Below are 24198 nucleotides of genomic sequence, written 5' to 3' on the forward strand. Positions count from 1 at the left end.
TTGCCCACTTTATAGTTTTGGGTAAAATAGCCAATGCTTACCATATGAATCTCAATTTATCCGTTGGATACTATCAAAATCATAAAAATTACATTAGCGGTATGTTTTGCGTTTAGGTTTAAGTAACTTTAGGTTTTAACCAACCTATCTGTACACTACAATGAAAACGCTATTTCGTTACCTTACTTCCGTATCGTTTATTTTACTTACCACAACACTTTTATCCCAAGACTTTTCTGCACTGGAATATAGAACTATTGGTCCACAAAGAGGAGGTCGTGTAACTACTGTTACAGGTACACCCATGTTACCAGGTACCTTCTATCTAGGTGCATCTGGTGCTGGTGTATGGAAAACCGATGATTACGGTACAACTTGGAACAATATATCTGATGGATTTTTCGATACTCCCTCCATAGGTGCCATTGAAGTTGCGCTAAACGACCCTAATATTGTATATGTTGGTACAGGTTCTGATGGATTAAGAAGTAATATCATCAGTGGTAAAGGCATGTACAAATCTATAGACGGTGGTAAAACCTGGAGTCATATAGGACTTGAAAATGCAGGACAGATCGGAGCGGTAGAAATTGACCCTACCAATAGTAATGTGGTTTGGGTGGCCGCTATTGGTAATGCATTCAAGGCAAATGAAGAACGTGGTATTTACAAAACAGTGGATGGTGGAACTACTTGGACAAAAATGTTGCATATATCCAATACTACAGGATTTGCCGATCTAGAATTGTTACCGGGCAATCCTAATGTGGTTTACGCGGCCGCATGGAAAGCACAACGAACTCCGTGGACCATCATCTCTGGTGGTGAAAATAAAGAAGGCGGTATTTATAAATCGGTCAATGGAGGTAAGGACTGGATAAAACTGGAAGAGGGACTGCCACAGGGTTTGATCGGCAAAATAGATTTAGCCGTATCCCCCGTTGATTCAAGTATTCTGTATGCAGTAATTGAAGCTCCTGGTGATGAGGGCGGAGTATACAAATCTATTGATCAGGGTAAAAGTTTTGTACAGACATCAAGCAATAAAGGTCTTGTAAATAGACCTTTTTATTACACTAATATTGAACTAGACCCTACAAACCCTGATATTGTCTATTCCAATGCCAATCCGCTTTTAAAATCTACAGATGGTGGAAAATCATGGACAATGATGTCCGTACCACATGGTGACAATCATGATATCTGGTTGAACCCAAACAATCCAGATTTATTGATACAATGTAATGACGGCGGTGCCAATGTTTCTCATAACGGAGGTAAAACTTGGTCTTCTCAATTCAATCAACCTACCGCAGAAATCTATCAAGTTGCTGTGGATGATCAATATCCATATTGGATCTATGGCGCGCAACAAGATAATACAACGATAGCCATACCTAGTTCTGCTCCAAGTGCCACAGCTGTACAAGGAAGCTCGCAGACAATGATTGATGTAGGTGGTTGTGAAACCGGACCCACTATTCCTAAACCTGGTAATCACAATATTGTTTACAATAACTGTAAAGGTCGTTTTAGTGTTTATAACAAGATTACGGGAGTTGGCAGGGAATACTCTATTGGAGCATCCAACATCTATGGGCACAATCCTAAAGACCTAAAATATAGATTTCAAAGGGTAGCACCAATTCATGTTTCTCCACATGATCCAGATGTTGTTTATATGGGCTCACAGTTTGTACATAAGACCAGAAATGACGGGGTTATTTGGGAAACCATCTCGCCAGATTTAACCGCTTTTGAGGCCGACAAACAAGTAAACTCGGGGAGCCCGATCACTAGGGATATCACAGGTGAAGAATATTACAGCACTTTATATTCTATTAGGGAATCTAAAATAAAAGAAGGATTGATTTGGACAGGCTCCAACGACGGCGTAGTTTCTTTAACGCAAGATGGCGGACAAACTTGGACGAACGTAACGCCTAAGAAAATGCTAAATGGGGGTAGAGTGGAATCTATTGAGCCATCTCAATTTAATCCCGCGAAAGCGTATATCTCCGTTGACAGACATTTGTTGGGGGATACTACTCCATATTTCTATAAAACCGAAGATTATGGTAAAACTTGGGAGTTGTTGACCAACGGAATTCCGTCTGACTATACCAGCAAAGTTTTACGCGAAGACCCTGTCCAAGAAGGGCTATTGTTTGCAGGTACTGAATATGGAATGTTCGTATCCATGAATGATGGCAAAGATTGGAAGCCGTTTCAACAGAACTTGCCCGTAACACCAATTACTGATATTACTATTTATAGAGGCGATTTAGTTTTAAGCACCATGGGCCGCGGCTTTTGGGTATTGGACAACATCACCGCTTTAAGAAATAATGCAATATCATCGTTAAAAGATACCCCTGTATTATTTCAACCGGATAATACAATCAGATACCGAACACCTAGAAGATCAAAAGGATTTCCTGATTATTCTTCAACTGGGGTACTTATAGATTACTACTTACCAAAAGATGGTAAAAACAATGTACAATTAGAAATATTGGATGCCAGCAAACAAACTATCGCTACTATTTGCAGTGATTCCACTAAAACAAAATCCTCAAAAGAAGAAGTGGACAATATGAGTTTAAGCATGTCTTTCAGTTATTATGATAATACGTTGAATACTAAAAAAGGCATTAACAGATTTCAATGGGATATGCGCCAAAAAGGAGCATGGAGTGATAAGGCTTCTAGAAGTTACAAAAATGGACCTATGGTACCACCAGGTAATTATACTGTAAAATTAACGGTTGATGATAAATCATTCGAGCAGCCATTTGAAATTTTAGTGGACCCACGATTAGCCGATGAAGGTATTGACGAAAAAATTATTACAGCGCATTTAGCTTTTGAAAATAAAGTATTGGATTTATTGACCAAAGCCAGAAAATTTCAATCGAAATTAGAGGCTGAAATCAAAAAAAGTAAAGGGGACAGAAAAGAGTCTTTAGAGAGCGTATTAAAAGCCATTAAGAATGATGAAGGAGCGTATCCACAGCAGATGTTAATACCACAAATAGCATATTTATCATATATCGTTGGGGGTGCAGATAAAATACCCGGTAACGAAGAAGTTGAACGCCTAAAAGATTTAGAACAACAATTACAGGCGGTTAAACAAAAGGCTCAACTTAACTAATTACATATTGGCAATTGTTGAAGTATTCGGCGATTGCCAAAAAAATTCGTCGATAAAATTTTACTTTCCGTATAAACAAAGAGGGTAGACTTCTATTCCTTTTTAGTAAAGAAGTATAAAGTTTCACTTTTGAGGTGTTAATTAAAAACGCACCTTAAATGAAACAATTTATAATCATAGCTAGCATTTTATTTGCTCACTTTGGTTTTACTCAAGATGTTGAAACAAATTCCTCATCAAAAATATGGTCTTTAGAAGACTGTATTGAATATGCCATTGAAAACAATATTACCGTAAAAGATGCTGAATTGAACACAAGCATTTCTGAGGTAGATTATAGCGCAGCAAAATCAGCAAAACTTCCTAATCTTTTTGGTAGTGCTTCTCAAAATTTTTCTAGCGGTACATCTATAGACCCTATTACCAGCGACTATGTTTCAGATCAGATCCATAGTACCAATTTAGGTATCAATAGTTCTGTAACACTTTTTCAAGGGAATCAGTTAACCAATCAAGTAAAACAGAATAAGCTTTTAATAGAACAGAATAGCTTATTGGCGCAAGAAGCAAAAAACAACATTGTTATCAGTATTCTTGAATCATACTTACAAACCTTATTCAGTAAGGAAGGTATTACCATTGCCGAGAATAATTTAGATGCATCTGAAAAAGAAGTGCTAAGGGCTAAATCTAGATTAGATGCGGGTACTATTGCCTTAAGTGATTATACCGAGGCGCAAAGTCAGGCAGCAACCAACAAATACAATGTTATTGCCGCAAAAAATGATTACGAGCTTAATATCATTGATCTAAAGCAATTGCTGGAGCTATCCCCTTTAGAGGACTTAGAAATTGAAACAGTTGATGAAAATCAAGATTTACTTCACCTTGAATTAAATAGAGAAGCTATTTATACCAATGCGCTTTCATACCTGCCAGAAGTAGAAGCCAGTAACACCAATATTCTGATCAACGAAAAAGAGTTGGAAATCGCCAAAGGTGGTTACTTACCTACATTATCGTTAACAGGGAGTCTTGGTTCCGGATATACCAGTATTAGCGACAATACTTTCTATGATCAATTGGATGTCAACTTCAACCAAAGATTGGGCTTAAGCTTAAATATTCCAATTTTTAATAGAAACCAGACAAAGTCTGCTGTACAGACGGCAACTTTTAATATTGAAAAAGCTGAAATACAAAAGCAAACGGTAGAAAAAGAGGTCATTAAAAAGGTGGAAACCGCTTACCAAAACGCACTTTCTTCCCAAGAACAATTGGTAGCCGCAGAGGCATCACAACAAGCCGCTGAACAATCTTATAATCTTGCACAGAAGAAATACGAGTTGGGAGATTTAAGTACTACGGATCTTGTAATTAGTCAAAACACTTACACCAATGCCCAACAGAATTACCTACAATCAAAATATCTAAACATTCTATACCATCAATTATTACAATTCTATCAAGGAAACGAAATTAAACTTTAATCAAAATGAAAAATAAAAATAAAATCATAATAGGCGGTATTGCATTAGTGATCGTAGCCCTTGTAGCTTACAGTTTTATGAAAGGCGACGACAGTACTGCTATTGAGGCAAAAACCGTTTTGGCCAAAAAAGGAGATGTAACCACTATGGTAACGGCTACTGGAACCATAGAACCCATTAACCAGGTTGATGTAGGTACACAAGTATCTGGTGTGGTAGAGAAAATATATGTGGATTACAATAGCGAAGTCAAAGAAGGGCAACTTATTGCCGAATTAGATAAGACCAACCTTAAAGCGGCTACCGTGCAAGCTCAAGCATCATATGACAACGCAGTTAGTAACCGTAATTATTTACAGACCATTTATGAAAGACAAAAAACATTATATGACAATCAGGTCATCAGTAAGTCTGATTTTGATGATGCCGTTTACAATTATGAAACTGCAAAAGGTACGGTTACACAGCGTTTATCCGACTTACAACAGGCGAGAACAAATTTAGGTTATGCCAATATTTACTCACCAATAGATGGAGTTGTACTTTCAAGAGATATTGAAGAAGGACAAACGGTAGCTGCAAGTTATAGTACACCTACATTATTTACCATAGCACAAGATTTAAAGGAGATGCAAGTTGAAGCAGATGTTGATGAGGCTGATATAGGAGTGGTAGAAGAGGGGCAGCGTGTAAGCTTTACTGTTGATGCATACCAAGGTCAAGAATTTGAAGGCACGGTTACACAAGTAAGATTAGACCCAACCATTACTTCAAATGTAGTTACATATACCGTGGTGATAAAAGCGGATAATCCTGACTTAAGATTAAAACCCGGACTTACGGCTACGATTTCCATTTACACCTTAGAGTTAAAAGATGTGCTATCGGTAGAAGCTAAGGCCATCAATTTTAAACCCACGCCACCTGAAATGATGGCTTATAATGAACAGGAAAACTTAGCTATGGAAAGACCTCAAGGTGGACCTATGAATTCTGATGAAGGCTCTACAAAGGTATGGGTGATGGAATCTAATGGCGCTATTTCACCTAAGGAAGTGACCTTAGGGGCAAGTGATGGGGTAAACGTACAAGTTTTAAGTGGTATTAATGAAGGTGATAAATTGGTGTACAGCTTAAAATCTGAATCCACAATAGCTGGTCCGGCGGCCGGAAACTCAGAAGAAAGTCCGTTTATGCCAAAACCACCAGGAGGTAAAAGATAAAGATCATGAGCAAGGAAATTATAAAAATTCAAGATTTAAAGCGCGAGTTTACCATGGGTAATGAAACCGTTCATGCCTTAAGAGGTATTTCATTTACCATAAAAGAAGGTGAGTTCGTTACCATAATGGGATCCAGTGGCTCCGGTAAAAGTACTATGTTGAACATTTTAGGTTGTTTGGATCAACCCACCTCAGGAACATATGAGATTGATGGTGTGAGCATGAAAGATTTAAGCAGAAACCAATTAGCGACTATCAGAAACGAAAAAATAGGATTCATTTTTCAATCCTATAATTTATTGGCAAGAACATCTGCCATAGAAAATGTTGAGTTACCGCTACTCTATAATAGCGCCGTAAGTAATGAAGAGCGTAGAGAACGTGCCATACATGCACTGCAAATGGTCGGTCTGGGCGAAAGGCTATATCACACACCATCTCAACTCTCCGGGGGGCAGCAACAACGTGTTGCCATTGCCAGATCCCTGGTAAATAATCCCGTTATGATATTGGCAGATGAAGCTACCGGTAACCTAGATACTAGAACGTCTTACGAAATCATGTCTTTATTCCAAGACCTGAACAGCCAAGGCATTACAATAACCTTTGTTACCCATGAACCCGATATTGCGACCTTTAGCAATAGAACCATTGTTTTGAAAGATGGAAATACTATTCAGGATTACAAGAATAACAACATTCAATCAGCTGCTGCCGAACTGGCTAAACTACCACAACAAGATCATTGATTATGAGAATATTAAATCTACTTAAAATCGCATATAAAGCTATTGTTCTAAACAAAGTTAGAACTTTACTTACCATGTTGGGTATTATTATAGGTGTAGCATCCGTAATTGCCATGCTCGCTATTGGTGAGGGCTCAAAAGAAAGTATTAGAAGCACTATTTCTAGTATGGGATCCAACATGATAACTATACGCCCTGGAACAGATGATAGGGGACCAGCAAGGGGTAGTGGAGGAGATGTACAGACCTTAACACTTAAAAATTATGATGTCATAAAAGAGAAATCTACATTATTAAGTTACATTACTCCCGTAGTGAACGGTGGCGGACAAGTCATTAGTGGCGCTAACAACTGGCCAAGTACCATTTATGGTGTAAACCCAGAATATTTGGACATTAAAGTGGTGGGGTTACAAAGCGGAAGCATGTTTACGGATGCGGAAGTGAAATCAGCTTCAAAGGTTGTGGTGCTGGGGCAAACCGTAGTTGACAATGTTTTTCCAGATGGTCAAGATCCCGTTGGGCAAATGATACGTTTTGATAATATACCGTTCAAAGTTATTGGTGTTTTAGAGGAAAAAGGTGAAAATACTTTTGGGCAAGACCAAGATGATGTTGTTATAGCCCCATACACCACGGTACAAAAAAGAATTTTGGCAATAGATTATCTGAATCAGATTATGGCATCGGCAATTAGTGAAGATGATGCACCCGATGCGGTGATAGAGGTAACGGATATTCTTCGTAACGAACACAAATTAATGGATAATGAAGATGATGATTTTTCCGTCCGTTCCATGGAAGAATTGATATCTACTTTTAGCTCCACCAGTGAAATGCTTACGGTATTATTAGTGGCAGTAGCAAGTATATCGTTATTGATCGGTGGTATTGGTATTATGAATATCATGTATGTTTCCGTGAAAGAAAGAACCAAGGAAATTGGACTTCGTATGGCAGTAGGTGGCAAAGGATCGGATATTCTTATGCAATTTTTAATAGAAGCTGTATTAATTAGTATTACTGGAGGAATCATTGGTGTAATCTTAGGCCTTGGAGCTACTGTTTTTATAGAAAAGTTCTTACATTGGCCCACGAGTGTTGCTATGTATTCCATAATAATATCATTTGCCGTTTGTGCAGTTACCGGTATTTTCTTTGGTTGGTACCCGGCAAGAAAGGCTTCTGCTTTAGACCCGATTACAGCATTACGCTACGAATAATAAGTTATGTATAAGAATAAAAATATTATAATTGCCCAGCACCTTCTCATTTGGTTGGTGCTGTTCAGTATACCCTTTGCGTTATCGTACGGGCAAAATTTAGAAACTGGCAGACTTATTGCCCATTTTCTAATACCTGTATTGTTCTATGCAATCATATTTTATCTCAATTTTTTTATTCTGATCGATAAGTTTCTATTTGCAAAAAAAACACTGATTTTCGTAGTTCTTAATATTATTATCATTGGATTTTTTATGTTGGCGAAAGAGTTTATTGAAGATAACTTTTTCAGTATGCTTATAAAGAATCGTCCGCCGGAAAATGAAAGAGTAGGTCCACCATTTAAATTGTTCATCTATATACAAATGTTGACTTATGCGGCACCGCTACTTTTTTCTATTGCCATTAAGACCACTAAAAGATGGGTAAGAACAGAGGCGGAACGTAAAGAAGCGGATAATTTTAAGTTACAGACAGAGTTACAGCACTTGCGATACCAATTACAGCCGCATTTTTTCTTTAATTCATTGAACAACATCTATTCATTAGTAGATATTTCTCCTGATAAAGCCAAGTCTACCATTCATAGTTTAGGTAAGCTTATGCGCTACCTACTTTATGAAACCAATACCGAGATGGTACCACTTTCTAAAGAAATAGAATTCATGAGAAAGTATATTGAATTAATGAAATTACGGTTGACCGATAAGACAACAGTGGAATCTAGTTTCCCTATAAGTGAACCACAAATAAATATAGCTCCTTTGTTATTTATTTCTCTAATAGAGAACGCTTTTAAACATGGGGTTTCTGCAAATAAAGAAAGTGTCATTTCAATAGATATGATTACGCAAGATAGCAGTGTAATTTTTCAAATAGAAAATTATAACTTTCCAAAAGAGGAAACTGATAAAAGTGGTTCCGGTATTGGGCTACCTAACTTGGAAAAGAGGTTACATTTGCTATACCCAAATAAACATGAGTTTGTTCAGGAAATCAAAGATGGTATTTATTCGGTGTACCTAAAAATTATAACGTAAAATGGAAGCAATTGAAATTACTTGCATGATTGTTGACGATGAACCTATGGCGGTTAATCTTGTGGAAAGTTATGTTGATAAAACACCTTATTTAACCCTTAAAAAGAAATGCAATAGCGCAATTGAGGCCATGCAATTTTTGAATACGGAAAAGGTAGATTTACTTTTTTTAGATATTCAAATGCCCGATTTAACGGGACTGGAATTCTCCAAAATGCTTTCAAAAGAAACTAGGGTCATTTTCACAACAGCTTTTGATCAATATGCCTTGGAAGGGTTTAAAGTTGAGGCCTTGGATTATTTATTGAAACCTTTTGACTATGCCGAGTTTTTGACCGCTGCGAACAAAGCTTTAGATTGGTTTACTTTGGTCAAAGGAAAGACAACTACTACTAAAGTTTCTGAAGCAAAGGAATTTCTATTTGTAAAATCAGAATATAAACAACTGCGTATTAAACTAGCGGACGTACTTTATTTTGAAGGGTTAAAAGATTATATTAAAATATGGCTAAAAGATAATCCTAAGCCTATACTTACTTTAATGAGTCTTAAAAGTCTAGAAGAAGATTTACCATCTTCCCAATTTATGCGGGTTCATAGATCTTTTATAGTTGCCCTTAAATATGTTGAAGTAATAGAGCGTAGCCAAATTATCATTAACAAACAACGTATTACAGTATCGGAACAGTACAAACCTAAGTTTTTAGAATATATCAACAATAACTCCTTGAATTCTTAAAGCAATAGATTTTTTGCTTTTAATTACATTGAGTTTATCAAATTTATAATCTCCACAATACGTTCCCTTTTCTCTTCCTTCTAATTGGGGGTATGTTTTCGCTTGCCTACTCTTAAATGAACAGTGATTAAAAGTGCCGTTTGATAATTGATTTTTACTACATCCATATTAGTCGGTCATATGGTATGTTTTGGTTTGAGCCCATTTTAAATTTTTCACAGCTAATAATTACAATAGGTTAGCAATAATTTTAGCGCTCTTAACAAAACACACTATCCCATGGAAAAAGATAATAAGGAGACTTCTAAAATTAAGGAATTAGAAAATTTCAAAAAAGATATGACAGGTAAGCCCCTTACTACAAATCAAGGGCTTAAAGTCAACGATACCAATAACAGTCTAAAGTCAGGCGAACGAGGATCAACCTTGTTAGAAGATTTTCTTTTACGAGAGAAAATTACAAGTTTTGACCATGAGCGTATACCGGAGCGAATTGTACATGCCCGCGGTAGTGCTGCACATGGTTATTTTGAATTATATGAAAGTATAGAAGAGTATAGTAAAGCGGGTATTTTTACGGATACTAAACGTAAAACACCCGTATTTGTACGTTTTTCTACAGTTGCTGGATCCAAGGGATCACCTGATTTAGCCAGAGATGTAAGAGGGTTTGCCGTAAAATTCTATACACAAGAGGGCACGTGGGACCTTGTTGGAAACAACATGCCTATATTCTTTATTCAAGATGCCATGAAGTTTCCCGATTTAATACATTCGGTTAAACCAGAGCCTAATAAAGAGATTCCACAAGCTGCATCTGCTCATGATACATTCTACGATTTTGTCTCACTCACTACAGAAACTTTACACAATCATATTTGGGCAATGAGCGATAGAGCTATTCCTAGAAGCTTGCGAATGATGGAAGGGTTCGGTATTCATACCTTTAGATTGATCAATGACAAAGGGGAGGCGCATTTTGTGAAATTTCATTGGAAACCAACGCTAGGGGTGCATTCTGTAACATGGGAAGAAGCCGTAAAGATTAACGGTGCCGATCCAGATTTTCATAGAAGGGATTTATGGGATGCCATTGAAGCAGGGCAGTACCCTGAATGGGAATTAGGTCTACAAATTATTCCTGAAGCAGATGAGCATAAATATGACTTTGACCTTTTAGACCCCACTAAATTGATACCAGAGGAAATGGTACCGGTAAAAATTATTGGTAAAATGACCTTAAACAGAAATCCTGATAACTTTTTCGCAGAAACGGAACAAGTGGCTTTTCTACCTGGACATATAGTACCGGGAATCGATTTTACAAACGATCCATTATTACAGGGGCGATTATTCTCATATAGAGACACACAATTATCCCGATTAGGTAGCCCAAATTTTCATCAAATTCCCATTAACAGACCTGTAGCGGACACACATAACAATCAACGTGATGCCCACATGCAAATGGAAATTCCAAAAGGACAAACAGCTTATTTTCCAAACAGTTTAAGTGGTGGTTGTCCTCATTTATCCAAAATGGCAGAGGGAGCATTTCATTCATATGAAGAACGTATAGATGCCAAAAAAATAAGAACACGTAGCGAAAGCTTTAGCGATCATTTTTCTCAACCAGCGCTATTTTATAGAAGTTTGGCAGATTGGGAAAAAGAACATGTTGCAGCTGCATATACTTTTGAGTTGGGCAAATGTAACCATGAACATATTAAAGAACGTATGTTATGGTTGATAGCACAAATAGATACGGATCTTGCCAATAAGGTAGGGGAAGGACTGGGAATGGATATTCCAAAAGAAATAGAGCAACCAATAAATCAAGCAATTGGTGCTGATGCCGATGTGAAAAAGCACCAACCAGGAAAAAAGAAAATCTATTTAGAAAAATCTAAAGCCCTTAGCATGGCGCACACCAAATTCGATAGCATTGCCACAAGACAAATTGCGATTTTAGCCGCAGATGGTTTTAGCATGAGCGATTATTCTCCAATTAAAGAAGCATTGGAAAAAGAAGGTGCTATGTTAAAAATTGTTGCTCCACATGGTGGCACCATTAAATGTGATAAAGGAAAGGAACATAAAGTAGATGCAGCAATTGCAACAACAGAAAGTGTTCTTTTTGATGCCATTTACATTCCTGGTGGTGAAAAGTCCGTTAGCACCATTATTGAAAATGGAAAATATATAAAATTCATTAATGAAACTTTCAAATATTGCAAGGCAATTGCAGCAGATAAGGAAGGTGAAAATGTATTAGATCATACGTTCGTAGCTAACTTTAAAGAAGATGGCGCCGTACATATCAACGACTCAACAGATAAGTTCATTAAAAGTATTGCCAAACATAGAAACTGGGATAGAAGGGAACATTCTGATAAAGTTCCTGTATAAATAAAAAATGCTCGGGGCAATTTGCACCGAGCTTTTAATCTAAATAATTAAAACCCCTCAGGGCAAGCCCATGAGGCATTCAAAGGAAACAAACATTTAAATTCAAGGCAAGCCTAGGGGTATTATACCCTTTGGCGGTGCCAATAAATTCAAAAATTATGAAAACTAGAAATATCAAAAATTTTGCACTAATGACATTTGCGGTATTGGCATTTGCATCTTGTAACGAGCAAATGAAAAAAGATGCCGATAAAAAAGCTATGGAAGAAAAAGTAGCCATGGAGGAGGCTGAAATGAAAGCTGAAGAAACAAGAATGCAGGAAGAAGCCGAAAAGAAAGAAATGATGGCAACAAGTATTGCAGCGGTTGCCAGTAAAAATGAAGAGCTAAGCACATTGGTATCTGCGCTTAAAGCGGCAGATTTAGACCAAATGTTATCAGAACCTGGTAGCTATACCGTATTTGCCCCATCTAATAATGCATTTGAAAATCTTCCTAAAAAAATGTCGATTGCAGAATTGGGTAAACCAGAGAACAAAGAAATGTTGACTCAAGTATTACAATATCACGTAGTATCTGGTGTAATTACTAGCGACAAGCTTGTAGAGGCTATTAACGGAGCCAACGGAAAATATACGTTTACAACCGTTGGAGGTAAGGAATTGACGGCAAGCTTAAAGGGCGATAAAATTAACTTAAAGGATGAAAAAGGTAATAGAACAGAAATTGTTTTAGGTAATGTAGAAGCTTCCAATGGGGTAGTACACGTTATTAATGATGTGCTAATAATGAAGTAATCAGTATACACTTTCTATTAACAAAAAGGAGGACTTCATTAGTCCTCCTTTTTATATTTTAAATAGAAATTTCTATTCTTCACTTGATAGTACATCGCTAAGTTCTAACTCCTCATTCATAGTATTATCTACGGGTACAGAGTCTTTTACCGTATTAAATTTTGCAACACGTTCCATATCATCCTCTTCGCCAGAAAAGTAAGGAAACACGTCCATAATAGGTGATTCTGATATGGAAGGAACAGAATATTCACCCATAGTATCTTTCATAACACTAATGGTATTGTCATATGCTTCTTTTACATCATTGGCCTGAATTAATAGGTACATATTGGTCTTGCGCTCTTTACCACTTTCTTCGTCAAAAGCAATTAATGATACTTTTGATTTGAACCATCTGTCCGAATTTTCAAAGGGATGAATTTCTGCAAAATTTGCAACCTTTATGTTCGTAATCTTTATTTCTTCCGTATCGCTGAGGTAAGCTGACATTTCTTCCGTAATTCTACTTTCTGCTTCGGTATAAGAAATTGCATCTACCAAAAATGGCTCGGTTTTCACCTTTAACATTCCAGATGCATCATCTAATTTTCTATATTTTATTTTACACTCGTACCACGTTGCACTCATATCTTATATTTTTTTTGGGGTGCTAAATATACTTCTTAGTCATAGTTTGCAACCTTAAAAAAAGCAATAGATATTCACAATTTCAAAATGACGGGTATAGATGATTAGTACTTAAGCATTTATAAAAAAATGATGCAAAAAGAAAATTAATTGAATTGTGCGCTAAAATAATTCTTGTTTTACATGGTCATAATAAGAATCGCTCACCGGAATAATTACATCGGATAATTGCAAGTCTCTACCTTTTAATCCAGTGACATAATTTCTATTGACAATGTACGATCTATGCACTCTCATAAATAGACTGCTAGGCAACTCTTGTTCTAATGCCTTTAAACGCTGATTGCTGATTATTTTTTTAGTTTTCAGGTGAAAAGTTACATACTCACTATCACTTACTACAAAAAGAATATCGTCATACTTAACTTTATGAAGATCATATCCAGATTTAATGGTTATGGTATCCAATTTATCAATAGTGGTATTGGATTGTACCTTGTTTACCGCAGTAACAAAGCGTTCAAAGGTTATTGGTTTCAACAAGTAATCTACAGCATTTAATTCGTATCCTTCTAAAGCATAGTGAGAATAGGCCGTCGTAAAAATAACTTTGGTTTTAGACCCGAGCATTTTGGCAAAGTCCGTTCCTTTTATTTCTGGCATTTGAATGTCCAAAAACAATAGATCAACTTGTTTTTCCTTCATTATGCTCAAAGCTTCTAATGGATTCTCAGCTTCACCTACTAAATTTAAAAACTCTAATTTATCAATATAGGTTATTAATAAAGACCTAGCCAACTCTTCATCATCTACAACTATACAGTTTATACTATTCATGTAATCTGAGTTTTAAATTCACTTTAAACGCCTTAGAAGTTTCATTGATCACTAATTCATGTCGATCAGGATATAAGATAGCCAAACGCTTTTTTACATTTTCTATGCCAATACCGCCAACATCATCTTTTACAACAACATGCTCTGGTTTTGAATTTTCCAGCTCAAAATCAATACCATCAGTAAATGAAGTAACTTTCAAGTTGATAAATGTGCCTTCAATCTTTTCAATATTACTATGTTTTAAGGCGTTTTCCAAAAAAGGAATCAGCAACATGGGTACAATAGGCACATTTTGATCTTCAATAGAAAACGTAGTTGAAATAGGGTAGGTTTTACTACTCTTTAGGGAGAACAGTTTTATGTAATTCTCAATATAATCTACCTCCTTGTATAACGGTACAATTTCTTGTTCACATTCATATAGCACATAACGCAACATGTCTGATAAATAGCTAATGCTTTTTTGGGTTCTACCGGCATCAATTGCAGATAGTGCATAAATATTATTCAAGGCATTAAATAGAAAATGAGGATTAATCTGTGATTTTAATAGCTTAAGCTCTGTTTGTAACGCTTCATTTTTATTGATGATGATTTCCTCTTCTTTACGTTGTGCAAACAAAAATATTTCTACAAGTGTTGCAATGATATAGGCAATTGTAATTAAAAGCAGATTAATAAAAAAACGTGAAGGTGGCCTACGCAATTCTTGCAAAGGTCTGCCGCCGTCAAACCTTGGTCCGGGTCTTGGTCCGGGCAAAGTACCCATATTCGGTTCGTTAACCATTCCTCCAGACCAAGGAATTACATTGGTCAAAATTAAGGTCAAGCCAACTACAACTGCAATGGATGCTACTGCAAATAAAATGTACTTTCTCCTTAACAAAAGGTATGGCACCGTTAAATAAATCAGTACAGCAATGACTATTATTTGAAAAATAAGTACCATACCGTTTTCCAGTACGAACTGAAAATCACTACCACTAAAGATCCATGCGGTAGACCAAACCAAAAGCCATAAGGCTACATGAAATACTATATTCTTATGTCTGTTCATGGTACAAATAAAAGGAATAAATTTTCAACCCAACCTTAAAAACAGTGCTATAAACCGCTGCTAATTAAACGTTCATTGTATATAGAACACCTTTCGCTTAAAAGTAAACGGCAAACACTTAAAACGACCATTCCGCATTAAAGATTCTTACATCTTTGCTAACGAATATTAGTTATAAAATTAAATATATATGAAACGTATTACATTAAAAACAGGATTGTTATTTGCCCTATTAGTAGCTTTTGGAACAGTAGCTGTTAACGCACAATCTAAAGGTGAAAGAAGAGAGCCCCCAACATATGCCAAACTTTTAGAAGAAATGGATGCAGATGAGGATGGTCAGCTTTCTAAAGAAGAGGTAAAAGGTCCATTAAAGGATAACTTTTCTGAAATAGATACCAATGAAGATGGTTTTATTTCTAAAGAGGAATTTGATGAGGCTCCAAAACCTAAAGGAAGACCTAGAAATTAATTTCTACACAGTTTATTTTAAATATTGATTCAGTAAAACACCTCAGGGCAAGCCCATGAGGCATTCAAAGGAATCACACTTTTAAATTCGAGACAAGCCTCGGGGTATTATACCCTTTGGCGGTGCCAATAAAATTTGTTGAAGTTAGCCCAAAGCTTCATGGTCCGCCATGAAGCTTTATTTATCATCAATAAGATAAGTATATAAACAAATGGTCTTATTCAGAAAGGTTAGAAGTAGATTGATAAAGTTAGAGAAATTCAAGACCTATTTAATCTACGCATTAGGCGAAATTCTTCTTATAGTCATAGGTCTTCTAATTGCATGGAAGATCAATGATATCAACGAATCCAGAAAAAATAGAATTGTAGAAGTTAAAATCTACAAAAGTCTAAGCCAAGAACTGAATACAAATTTAGGTGTATTGGATAGTGCCATTGCAGACTATACCAAGAATATACAAACCTTGCAAAACACCATAAATTATTTGGGTATGGAACCTGCGGAATTAACTGCCGATGCCAAGTCAATGATCGTAAATCTAAATTACCATAAGACCATTGTTAGGGATGAAGCCATAAACTCAATTAATGCAACCAATAAATTTGAATTTATTGAAAGTGATTCGCTCAAAAAACTGATTGCCGCTTACCCCAATGAACTTGACAACTTTAACAATCAACAAATCAAGATTGAAAATATTATAAACGAGCGCCTAAAACCTATCATTGAAAAGCATATTTCATTAATTGAAATTTTACCGGAAGACAGCTATAATTATCAGCGTATGAAAAACTACGGCAACCGATCAAATTATCCGGATTTGCTAGTAAGCAGAGAATATCAAAACAGTGTCATTGACAGGTTGTTACAAACCAAAGGACAACTTTCTATTGCCAAAAATTTAAGGAATAAGACAAAAATTATTGCTACAAAATTAAATCAAGAACTGAACAGGTCTTAGAGCCAAGCGAAACTAAAACCATATAATATGATATATAAAACTGAACATTTATGCCTATCGGCCCTTCTTATTTCATTTGTTGTAATTGGTTTTACCAGTTGCAGCAATACTACTGATGATACAGACATTTCTGAGAATGGTATTGCAACTGATACCACGGGGGACAGCACGATTATTGCAAACGTAGAAGCTTCTTTCTTTTATACTGAAGATGGTTCTGTAAGTATAACCACAGTTCCTTGTACGTTATCTGATGGTACCGAAACAGATTGTTATCAAATTGTAACTACCAGTTTACCGGGAGATCATGAAATGGGACCTTGGTGCCCCGACAATATTAGTGATAGCGCGGAAGCAGGAGGAATTTGGTTAGAAAGTGGAGAAGTATACGATGTTGATGGTTCCTTTGTTGCGAATTTAGCTGAATTCTACAATGATGATAATTGGATGATGTATGATGAAAACGGAGATATTTATATCACCGATACTGAAGACGATTGTATAAATGCGGCAAACCCAAATGTTGGTGCAGAATATGAAAATTTTTGTGTGGAATGTCTGCCTTCCTATATTACCAACCTAAACCAAACTTGGACAATACCCATAACCCCAGTTGTACAAGATACTCCCGTTCTTTTTAACTCTGTCGGACAAGGACCACAAACCACTCAAGCTCCATCTACACGTGGTATTGCACTTAATGGTATTGAGTTTTCTGCACCGGCTCCGGTAGATAATATTCTTGGCGCCTATACTTTGGCTCCTTTTGATGATGCTGGTGGTCATATTAATGTACACCAAGGTTATCACTATCACGCTGCTACAGGCTACGGTACAAAGGTTGTACAAGATGATGGACATGCCGCTTTAATTGGATATGCTTTAGATGGATTTGGAATTTACGAATTGGAAGATAGTGAAGGCTTTGAAGCTACCGATCTAGATGAGTTAAGAGGTCATGAAGATGACACCAGAGGCTATCACTACCACGTAGATGCCGCCGGTAACAACAATTTTATTAACGGGCTTAAAGGGGCCTACGTAAACTAAGGTTATATGAAAACGTATTTATTAATTCTGGCAAACCTTCTATTCATAATTATTGGCCATGCCCACAGCCCAAATGCTTCAACAACCATGTTGGTCGAAAAAAGCAATGGCTCTTGGATATTACAAATCAGCTCTTCTTTGACCGCTTTTCAGCAGGAAGTAAGAACCCATTTTACCGAAACTCCGTATAAATCCCCCGAGGAGTTTCAACACTTGGTCCTTGAACATTTAAAAAACAATATTGATATTCAATTTAACAATGGTTCTTCAGTAAAAATTGGTAACGGTAGTGTAAAACTAGGGCATGAAACCAAGGTAATTTTTGAAGTTCTTGGAATAGATGAAAATTTGAAAACACTTAACATGAGAAATACTGCCTTCAATGATATTACGCAAAGTCAAAGTGCACTGTTTATATTTAAAAATGGGTTTAAAAAAGACCAATTCATTTTAAACAATGAAAATGAACATTTTATTGCATTAAAAGTTGATGATAACAAATTTGTGGAAATAGATAAACAAAAGGCCGGTATTGACCCATGGATAGTTATTTTTCTCTTAACAGGTTTATTGCTCATTGGACTATTGACCAAAAGATTAATTGAAACGAACACATTATATCTACCAAGAAAATATTAAATAAAATACAATTCCACTTAAAATTAGGGGCTATTCACTGATTTCCAAAAATCCGCAGTAATCAAGACATTAGTTTTATACTGTTTTAATAACATTAATCAATTTAAAAAGTCAATTATGAGAAAAAATAACATCAAACAAATACCCTCTATTTCTTTTGCTCTTGCATTAGCATTTATAACTTTTGTTGCCTGTAGTAGCGACAGTGTAGATGATGGAGTGATAGATGATAGTACAACAGACGATAGTGATGTAGATGATGATGAAGTGGTTACTGAGCTTCATGCTGCCTATAGTGCGTTTAATTCAGATGCCGTGACTGTGTATTTAGATGGTTCTGAAGTTGTTATAGAGACTACCGGACTTCCAAATCATGAAACGGTTTATTGGGGAGAGGGTAATTCCCTATATAAAGAAGAGCCAGATGTTGCCCTTACTCCAAGTATCATGTCCAGTAATAACAACGCTTATACCATACGTGTAGATGCTACTCCTGATTTAACGGGTAGTACTGTACAAACAGAATTAGGAACTGTTGGTATTGCGGTAAGCGGCTCTTCAATATTCAATGATCAAGAAGGTGGGGGTGCCTTAGATCAAGCTGCTGCTAGTTTAGATTGGACAGGTGCCCATATTGGTCCTGGAGTATATCATTATCACCTAGAGCCAAAGGCTTTTACCAATGACGATGATAACCTAGTAGGTATATTATTGGACGGCGTATTTCTTTACGGACGCAAATGCAGTGCAACGGGAGATTACCCAACGGATTTAGATGCTTCTGGTGGACATACTTCTACCACACAGTATACTGATGGTGAAGAAGAATACCATTATCACATTATCAATGAAGTGTATTCTACTACTGGATCCTATTTAGCATTCGCCGGTCCATATCAAGGCTACTAAAAATGAATAGTAAACACTTCCATATCCTTTGCCTTGCACTGATGTTGCAGACCGGTTGTAAACAAAGTTCCGGTTCAAAGCCTCAGGTAGCAACCCCTGTTGAAATCAGTCAAGTAACTAAATTCAAGGAAGAGTTGACCCTTAATCAATTAGAAGGTACCTGGTATTACAAAAACTCACCTTATGATGGTTATGCATTAACCTTACATGAGAACGGCACATTGGCAGAAAAGGTGGGTTTTGTTAAAGGAAAAAGAGAAGGAATTGCCAAAAGATGGTCTGTCAATGAAGTTCTTAGGGTTGAGTTTCATTATAAAAATAACCGACTTGAAGGTTCTTACAAAACCTGGTGGGAAAACGGTCAGTTAGCTCAAGAAGCTAATTACTTAAATGGTAAAATGGATGGTGTGGAAAGAAAATGGTATCCTGACGGGCAATTGGCAAAAGAAAGACAATTGGTAAACGGTAGGGAAGAAGGGCTACAAAAGGCTTGGTTGCAAAACGGAACCTTATATGTAAACTATGAAGCCAAAAACGGACGCATATTTGGTCTAAGAAGAGCAAATTCTTGCTACCAATTAGAAGATGAAGTTGTAGTTAGATCAGAAAATGAACCTTTATGAAAAAGACTTTATTTCACGTTGCAGCTATACTTGTTTTGATTTCCTGTAAACAAACAGTAAAAAAAGAGCATATTCAGGTAACTGAAACTAGCCGGGTAGCGTATTTGCCTTATTATAATGACGAATCTTTTACTCCACATTGGTTGACACCAAACTCTGAAGAGGAGAAACAATTTCATAAAATACCCGACTTTAAACTGGTTGATCAATTAGGTGATACATTGACACAGAAGTCATTTGAAAATCAAGTATATATTACCGACTTCTTTTTTACTACATGCCCCGGCATTTGTTTGAAGATGACGAACAATATGACCAAAGTACAAGAGGCTTTTCTAGATAATCCTGAAGTTGCCATCCTTTCCCATTCCGTAACACCATCCATAGATTCTGTGGCTGTGCTTAAAACGTATGCGGATAAAAACGGGGTTATAGATTCAAAATGGCACTTGGTTACTGGTGACAAAACTGAAATTTATAACTTAGGTAGAAACGAATATTTCGTGGAGAATGATTTAGGTATACCAAAGGACATTAATGACTTTTTACATACAGAAAACTTCTTGCTCATAGATAAAAATAAACACATACGGGGTATCTACAACGGACTCAACCGTGCTTCAATAGCACAATTGATTACTGATGTAAATGCCTTGCTAGAAGAAAGTTGATTGCAATTGTTTGATTATTTATTGACAAAAAGCCCGTAAACATTAGCTTACGGGCTTTTTAATATCAACTAATTTATTAACTATTTCAAAGCAGCCAATAACTTCTCTGCAACCAATTCTGATGATGCAGGGTTTTGACCTGTAATTAAATTACCGTCTTGTAATGCATATGCTGCCCAATCCTCTTTCTTAGAGTAGATTCCGCCATTTTCTTGTAGCATATCCTCTACCAAAAATGGTACAATCTCAGTTAGTTGTACAGCTTCTTCTTCACTATTAGTAAATCCTGTTACTTTTTTACCTTTTACCAAAGGATTACCATCTGTACCGGAAACTCTTTTTAAAGCCGCAGGTGCATGACATACAAATGCAATTGGTTTTTCTTGTTCATTGAACGTTTCAATCAATTTGATTGAAGTAGCGTCGTTTGCTAAATCCCATAACGGACCGTGACCACCAGGATAGAAAACGGCATCAAAATCATTGGCATTTACATCTGCCAATACTTTTGTGTTGGCAATTACCTCTTGCGCTTCTTTATCCTCTTTAAAGCGTTTGGTATCTTTTGTTTGCGCATCTTCAGTATCACTACTAGGGTCAATTGGTGCTTGACCTCCTTTTGGTGTTGCTACCGTAATTTCTGCTCCTTTATCTAAAAGAGCATAATATGGAGCTGCAAACTCTTCTACCCAAAATCCTGTTTTCTTTCCCGTGTCTCCCAATTGATCGTGAGACGTTAATACAAATAATATTTTCATTTTATCTTCTTTTTAGTTACGCAATTATTTTGAAGTCTTATTATTAGACTTTTACTATCATTTTACCTTTGTTCTTACCATCCATCATATCCAAGAATGCTTGTGGTGTATTATCAAAACCTTCTACTATTGTTTCTTTATAGGTCAGTTTTTCTTCGCCCAACCATGTAGACAATTGTTTCATTGCCTGTGGAAATTTGTCGGCATAATTAGACACAATGAACCCTTGCATTAATGCACTGTTTTTTACCAAGAAGGGTTGTACGGCTACCGCCATGGGCAATTCTGTTTTATTGTAGACCGATATAGCCCCACAGATAATAATACGGGCAAACTGATTTATATTGAATAATACCGCATCAGATATTGGTCCGCCAACATTATCAAAGTAGACATCCACTCCGTTTGGCGCTGCTTCTTTAATAGCAGCTTTCATATCTTTGGTTGTTTTGTAATTGATGCCGTGGTCAAAACCGAATTCTGATTTCAGCATATCAATTTTTTCGTCTGAACCAGCGATACCGATAACATTTAAACCAAGAATTTTACCGATCTGTCCTACGACACTACCCACAGCACCCGCAGCACCAGAAACTACCAAGGTTTCACCTTTTTTAGGCTTCCCAATTTCATGAAGGCCTAAATAGGCGGTCAATCCGGTCATACCTACAATGCCTAAAAAGGCACTTAATGGTGCTTTGCTTTTATCTATTTTCTGCAAGCCTTCGCCTGTAGAAATTTGCTTTTCTTTCCATTGTAATAGACCTGAAACAAAATCTCCTTTTTGGAAATTACCATTTTTAGATTCCAACACTTCTGCTACAATACCCGAACTTATAGGTTCTCCCACTTTAAATGGAGGAACGTAAGATTTTGCATCGCTCATTCTACCACGTAAGTAAGGGTCAACGGATATATATTTCGCCTCTAATAAAAGCTCACCGTCAGAGACCTTTAGTTCATTGTCCAATTCATTAAATTCAAAATCGGAAAGGGTAGGGGTTCCTACCGGACGTTGTTTTAAATTAATTGACTTATTCATAAGTTATCTTTTAAATTATATAATAATTCTACAACTGGAACGCTGGTCTATACCGTTTTAAAAAGTGCATTTACCCACTTAGAATTCCAGTGTATTTTTCGCTATTTCTAACTACAGTTCAAAGGTATTCAAAAAAAGAATGAACATTCATTTATTAACAAAGCTTTAAAAGATTGAACTGTAAAGTAGGTTTAAAAAAAGCACCATGTTAGGTGCTTTTAAAACTTAATTATTATTCCATGATCATTATAGATTTCACATTTACGAATTCCTTCATTCCAAATCCGCCATGTTCTCTACCATATCCTGAATCTTTCACTCCACCAAATGGCATACTTGGTTCTGCCAGACCAAAAGAATTTATAAATACCATACCGGTGTCAAAATGTTTTTCAGCAAGTTCTGTCGCCTTCTTAATATCTTTTGAAAATATACCACCACCTAAGCCAAATCTACTGTCATTGGCTATACGCATGGCATCTTCATTATCTTTCGCTTTAATTAATGAAGCCACAGGTCCGAACAACTCATCATCATACGCTGGTTGCCCCGGCGTAACGTTGGCAAGTACCGTTGCAGGGTAGAAGTAACCCTCACCGTCTGGTATTTTTCCTCCACATAATACATTGGCTCCTTTCTCTACACTTTCTTGTACTTGTTCGTGAATTTTCTCCCTAAGATCTTTACGTGCCATTGGTCCCAACTCGGTATCCTCATTCTTTGGATTTCCTACTTTTAAGGCATCCATGGCTTTTACGAATTTTTCCTTGAATTCATCATATACTTTCTCCGTAGCTATGAATCGTTTGGCAGCAATACAGGTTTCCCCATTGTTATAAATACGTCCCATGACACTCTTTTCAACCGCTACATCTATATCTGCATCATCCAGTACCAAATAAGCATCATTACTACCTAGTTCCAATACCGTTTTCTTTAGTTGGGCACCTGCTTTTTCTCCAATTTTCTCACCTGCCACTGGGCTTCCGGTCAGGGTGACACCTCTAACCAAATCATGTTCTATTATGGCATTAGATTGATCATGTTCAATTATAAGAACATTGAACAAGTCTGCCGGCAAACCAGCCGTATCAAAAATGGTCTTCAATAATTTAGCAGTACCGGTTACGTTAGATGCATGTTTCAGTAAAATACTATTGCCTGCCATTAGGTTTACAATAGTATATCGCAATACTTGATAACTAGGGTAATTCCAAGGTTGTATACCGTAAATAATTCCCATAGGGGAATAGGTGATAATTCCTTTTCCTCCATTTGATAGCTCACGTTCTTCATTCTTTAAAAACTCTGGCGCGTGTTCCGCAGAATATTCACATATTGCAGTACATAAGTCGACCTCTTGATTACTTTGCTTAAGCAATTTTCCCATTTCATCGGTCATTAACTCCGCAAGTTCTTTCTTATAATTTTGAAGCTCCTTACCAATTGCTTTTATGATTTCACCACGTTCTTCAACGCTTTTCATCTTCCATTTTAGAAAAGCCTTATGAGATTGTTGAATGCTTTCTTCAACTTGGTCATCGGTCATGTATGCATGAGATGCTATTTCTTTTCCCGTTGTGGGGTTTATTGTTTTAAATGTATCTTGTTTTGTTGTCGTAGACATAATATTATTTTTAAGTTACTCGATAATCGAGGTTTTAATACTTCATAGATTAAGCCGAAATATTAATTTGTTTTCAATTCATAGCTTT

At 36.5% G+C, this 24198-nt stretch carries 22 protein-coding genes; 16 read left to right on the forward strand and 6 right to left on the reverse strand.

Features of this window, described 5'->3' with window-relative positions:
* Window positions 1-160 precede the first annotated feature (160 nt).
* From CSC80_RS14780 to CSC80_RS14820, 9 genes are all read left to right on the forward strand, one after another.
* The gene (locus CSC80_RS14780; RefSeq protein WP_099192838.1) at window positions 161-3157 is read left to right on the forward strand and encodes a hypothetical protein; all 2997 of its coding nucleotides are present in this window, start codon (window positions 161-163) and stop codon (window positions 3155-3157) included.
* A 158-nt stretch (window positions 3158-3315) separates the two neighbouring features.
* On the forward strand, window positions 3316-4647 hold the full coding sequence (locus tag CSC80_RS14785; protein ID WP_099192840.1) for a TolC family protein: 1332 nt from the start codon (window positions 3316-3318) through the stop codon (window positions 4645-4647).
* Between the two features lie 5 nt (window positions 4648-4652).
* Window positions 4653-5870 (forward strand): efflux RND transporter periplasmic adaptor subunit, encoded by a 1218-nt coding sequence (locus CSC80_RS14790; RefSeq protein ID WP_099192842.1) that lies wholly within the window; start codon window positions 4653-4655, stop codon window positions 5868-5870.
* A 5-nt stretch (window positions 5871-5875) separates the two neighbouring features.
* Window positions 5876-6619: an ABC transporter ATP-binding protein gene (locus CSC80_RS14795; protein WP_099192844.1), complete on the forward strand. Its 744-nt coding sequence runs from the start codon at window positions 5876-5878 to the stop codon at window positions 6617-6619.
* Window positions 6620-6621: 2 nt separating this feature from the next.
* Window positions 6622-7842 carry an ABC transporter permease gene (locus CSC80_RS14800; RefSeq protein ID WP_099192846.1) on the forward strand — a complete coding sequence of 407 codons (1221 nt, stop codon included), beginning with the start codon at window positions 6622-6624 and terminating at the stop codon, window positions 7840-7842.
* 6 nt (window positions 7843-7848) lie between these two features.
* Complete coding sequence (locus CSC80_RS14805) at window positions 7849-8883, forward strand: histidine kinase (protein WP_071342232.1); 1035 nt, start codon at window positions 7849-7851, stop codon at window positions 8881-8883.
* 1 nt (window position 8884) lies between these two features.
* Entirely contained in the window at window positions 8885-9622 is a 738-nt protein-coding gene (locus CSC80_RS14810) for a LytTR family DNA-binding domain-containing protein (protein ID WP_198033496.1), read from the forward strand.
* Window positions 9623-9901: 279 nt separating this feature from the next.
* A complete protein-coding gene (locus CSC80_RS14815) occupies window positions 9902-12031 on the forward strand; it encodes a catalase (RefSeq protein ID WP_099192848.1) in 2130 nt (709 codons plus the stop codon).
* 158 nt (window positions 12032-12189) lie between these two features.
* The gene (locus tag CSC80_RS14820; RefSeq protein WP_099192850.1) at window positions 12190-12828 is read left to right on the forward strand and encodes a fasciclin domain-containing protein; all 639 of its coding nucleotides are present in this window, start codon (window positions 12190-12192) and stop codon (window positions 12826-12828) included.
* Between the two features lie 72 nt (window positions 12829-12900).
* On the opposite strand, the gene CSC80_RS14825 is transcribed toward CSC80_RS14820, so the two are convergent.
* The 3 genes from CSC80_RS14825 to CSC80_RS14835 form a co-directional block, all read right to left on the reverse strand.
* The gene (locus CSC80_RS14825; RefSeq protein ID WP_099192852.1) at window positions 12901-13458 is read right to left on the reverse strand and encodes a DUF4494 domain-containing protein; all 558 of its coding nucleotides are present in this window, start codon (window positions 13456-13458) and stop codon (window positions 12901-12903) included.
* A gap of 162 nt (window positions 13459-13620) precedes the next feature.
* Window positions 13621-14295: a LytTR family DNA-binding domain-containing protein gene (locus tag CSC80_RS14830; protein WP_099192854.1), complete on the reverse strand. Its 675-nt coding sequence runs from the start codon at window positions 14293-14295 to the stop codon at window positions 13621-13623.
* Complete coding sequence (locus tag CSC80_RS14835) at window positions 14288-15355, reverse strand: sensor histidine kinase (protein WP_099192856.1); 1068 nt, start codon at window positions 15353-15355, stop codon at window positions 14288-14290. Before CSC80_RS14835 ends, CSC80_RS14830 begins: the two co-directional genes overlap by 8 nt.
* Window positions 15356-15545: 190 nt before the next feature.
* Here CSC80_RS14835 and CSC80_RS14840 point away from each other — a divergent pair, with 190 nt between their 5' ends.
* The 7 genes from CSC80_RS14840 (at window position 15546) to CSC80_RS14870 (ending at window position 20683) form a co-directional block, all read left to right on the forward strand.
* Window positions 15546-15827 (forward strand): EF-hand domain-containing protein, encoded by a 282-nt coding sequence (locus tag CSC80_RS14840; RefSeq protein WP_058102755.1) that lies wholly within the window; start codon window positions 15546-15548, stop codon window positions 15825-15827.
* A 211-nt stretch (window positions 15828-16038) separates the two neighbouring features.
* Window positions 16039-16791, forward strand: a complete 753-nt coding sequence (locus CSC80_RS14845; protein WP_058102756.1) for a hypothetical protein — start codon at window positions 16039-16041, stop codon at window positions 16789-16791.
* Between the two features lie 27 nt (window positions 16792-16818).
* Entirely contained in the window at window positions 16819-17841 is a 1023-nt protein-coding gene (locus CSC80_RS14850; RefSeq protein WP_099192858.1) for a YHYH protein, read from the forward strand.
* A 6-nt stretch (window positions 17842-17847) separates the two neighbouring features.
* The gene (locus CSC80_RS14855; protein ID WP_099192860.1) at window positions 17848-18480 is read left to right on the forward strand and encodes a hypothetical protein; all 633 of its coding nucleotides are present in this window, start codon (window positions 17848-17850) and stop codon (window positions 18478-18480) included.
* 117 nt (window positions 18481-18597) lie between these two features.
* Window positions 18598-19389 (forward strand): YHYH protein, encoded by a 792-nt coding sequence (locus CSC80_RS14860; protein WP_099192862.1) that lies wholly within the window; start codon window positions 18598-18600, stop codon window positions 19387-19389.
* A gap of 2 nt (window positions 19390-19391) precedes the next feature.
* On the forward strand, window positions 19392-20012 hold the full coding sequence (locus CSC80_RS14865) for a toxin-antitoxin system YwqK family antitoxin (RefSeq protein ID WP_236973408.1): 621 nt from the start codon (window positions 19392-19394) through the stop codon (window positions 20010-20012).
* Entirely contained in the window at window positions 20009-20683 is a 675-nt protein-coding gene (locus CSC80_RS14870) for an SCO family protein (protein ID WP_099192866.1), read from the forward strand. The genes CSC80_RS14865 and CSC80_RS14870 overlap by 4 nt, the downstream gene beginning before the upstream one ends.
* 80 nt (window positions 20684-20763) lie before the next feature.
* On the opposite strand, the gene CSC80_RS14875 is transcribed toward CSC80_RS14870, so the two are convergent.
* The 3 genes from CSC80_RS14875 to CSC80_RS14885 all read right to left on the reverse strand — a co-directional run bounded on the left by CSC80_RS14875 (window position 20764) and on the right by CSC80_RS14885 (window position 24110).
* Window positions 20764-21441: a type 1 glutamine amidotransferase domain-containing protein gene (locus CSC80_RS14875; RefSeq protein WP_099192868.1), complete on the reverse strand. Its 678-nt coding sequence runs from the start codon at window positions 21439-21441 to the stop codon at window positions 20764-20766.
* A 43-nt stretch (window positions 21442-21484) separates the two neighbouring features.
* Window positions 21485-22483, reverse strand: coding sequence for an NADP-dependent oxidoreductase (locus CSC80_RS14880; RefSeq protein WP_099192870.1), 999 nt, complete (start codon window positions 22481-22483; stop codon window positions 21485-21487).
* A gap of 232 nt (window positions 22484-22715) precedes the next feature.
* Window positions 22716-24110, reverse strand: coding sequence for an NAD-dependent succinate-semialdehyde dehydrogenase (locus tag CSC80_RS14885; protein WP_099192872.1), 1395 nt, complete (start codon window positions 24108-24110; stop codon window positions 22716-22718).
* Window positions 24111-24198: the final 88 nt, after the last annotated feature.

This window comes from Maribacter sp. 6B07, from assembly GCF_002700155.1.
Classification (GTDB): Bacteria; Bacteroidota; Bacteroidia; order Flavobacteriales; family Flavobacteriaceae; genus Maribacter; species Maribacter dokdonensis.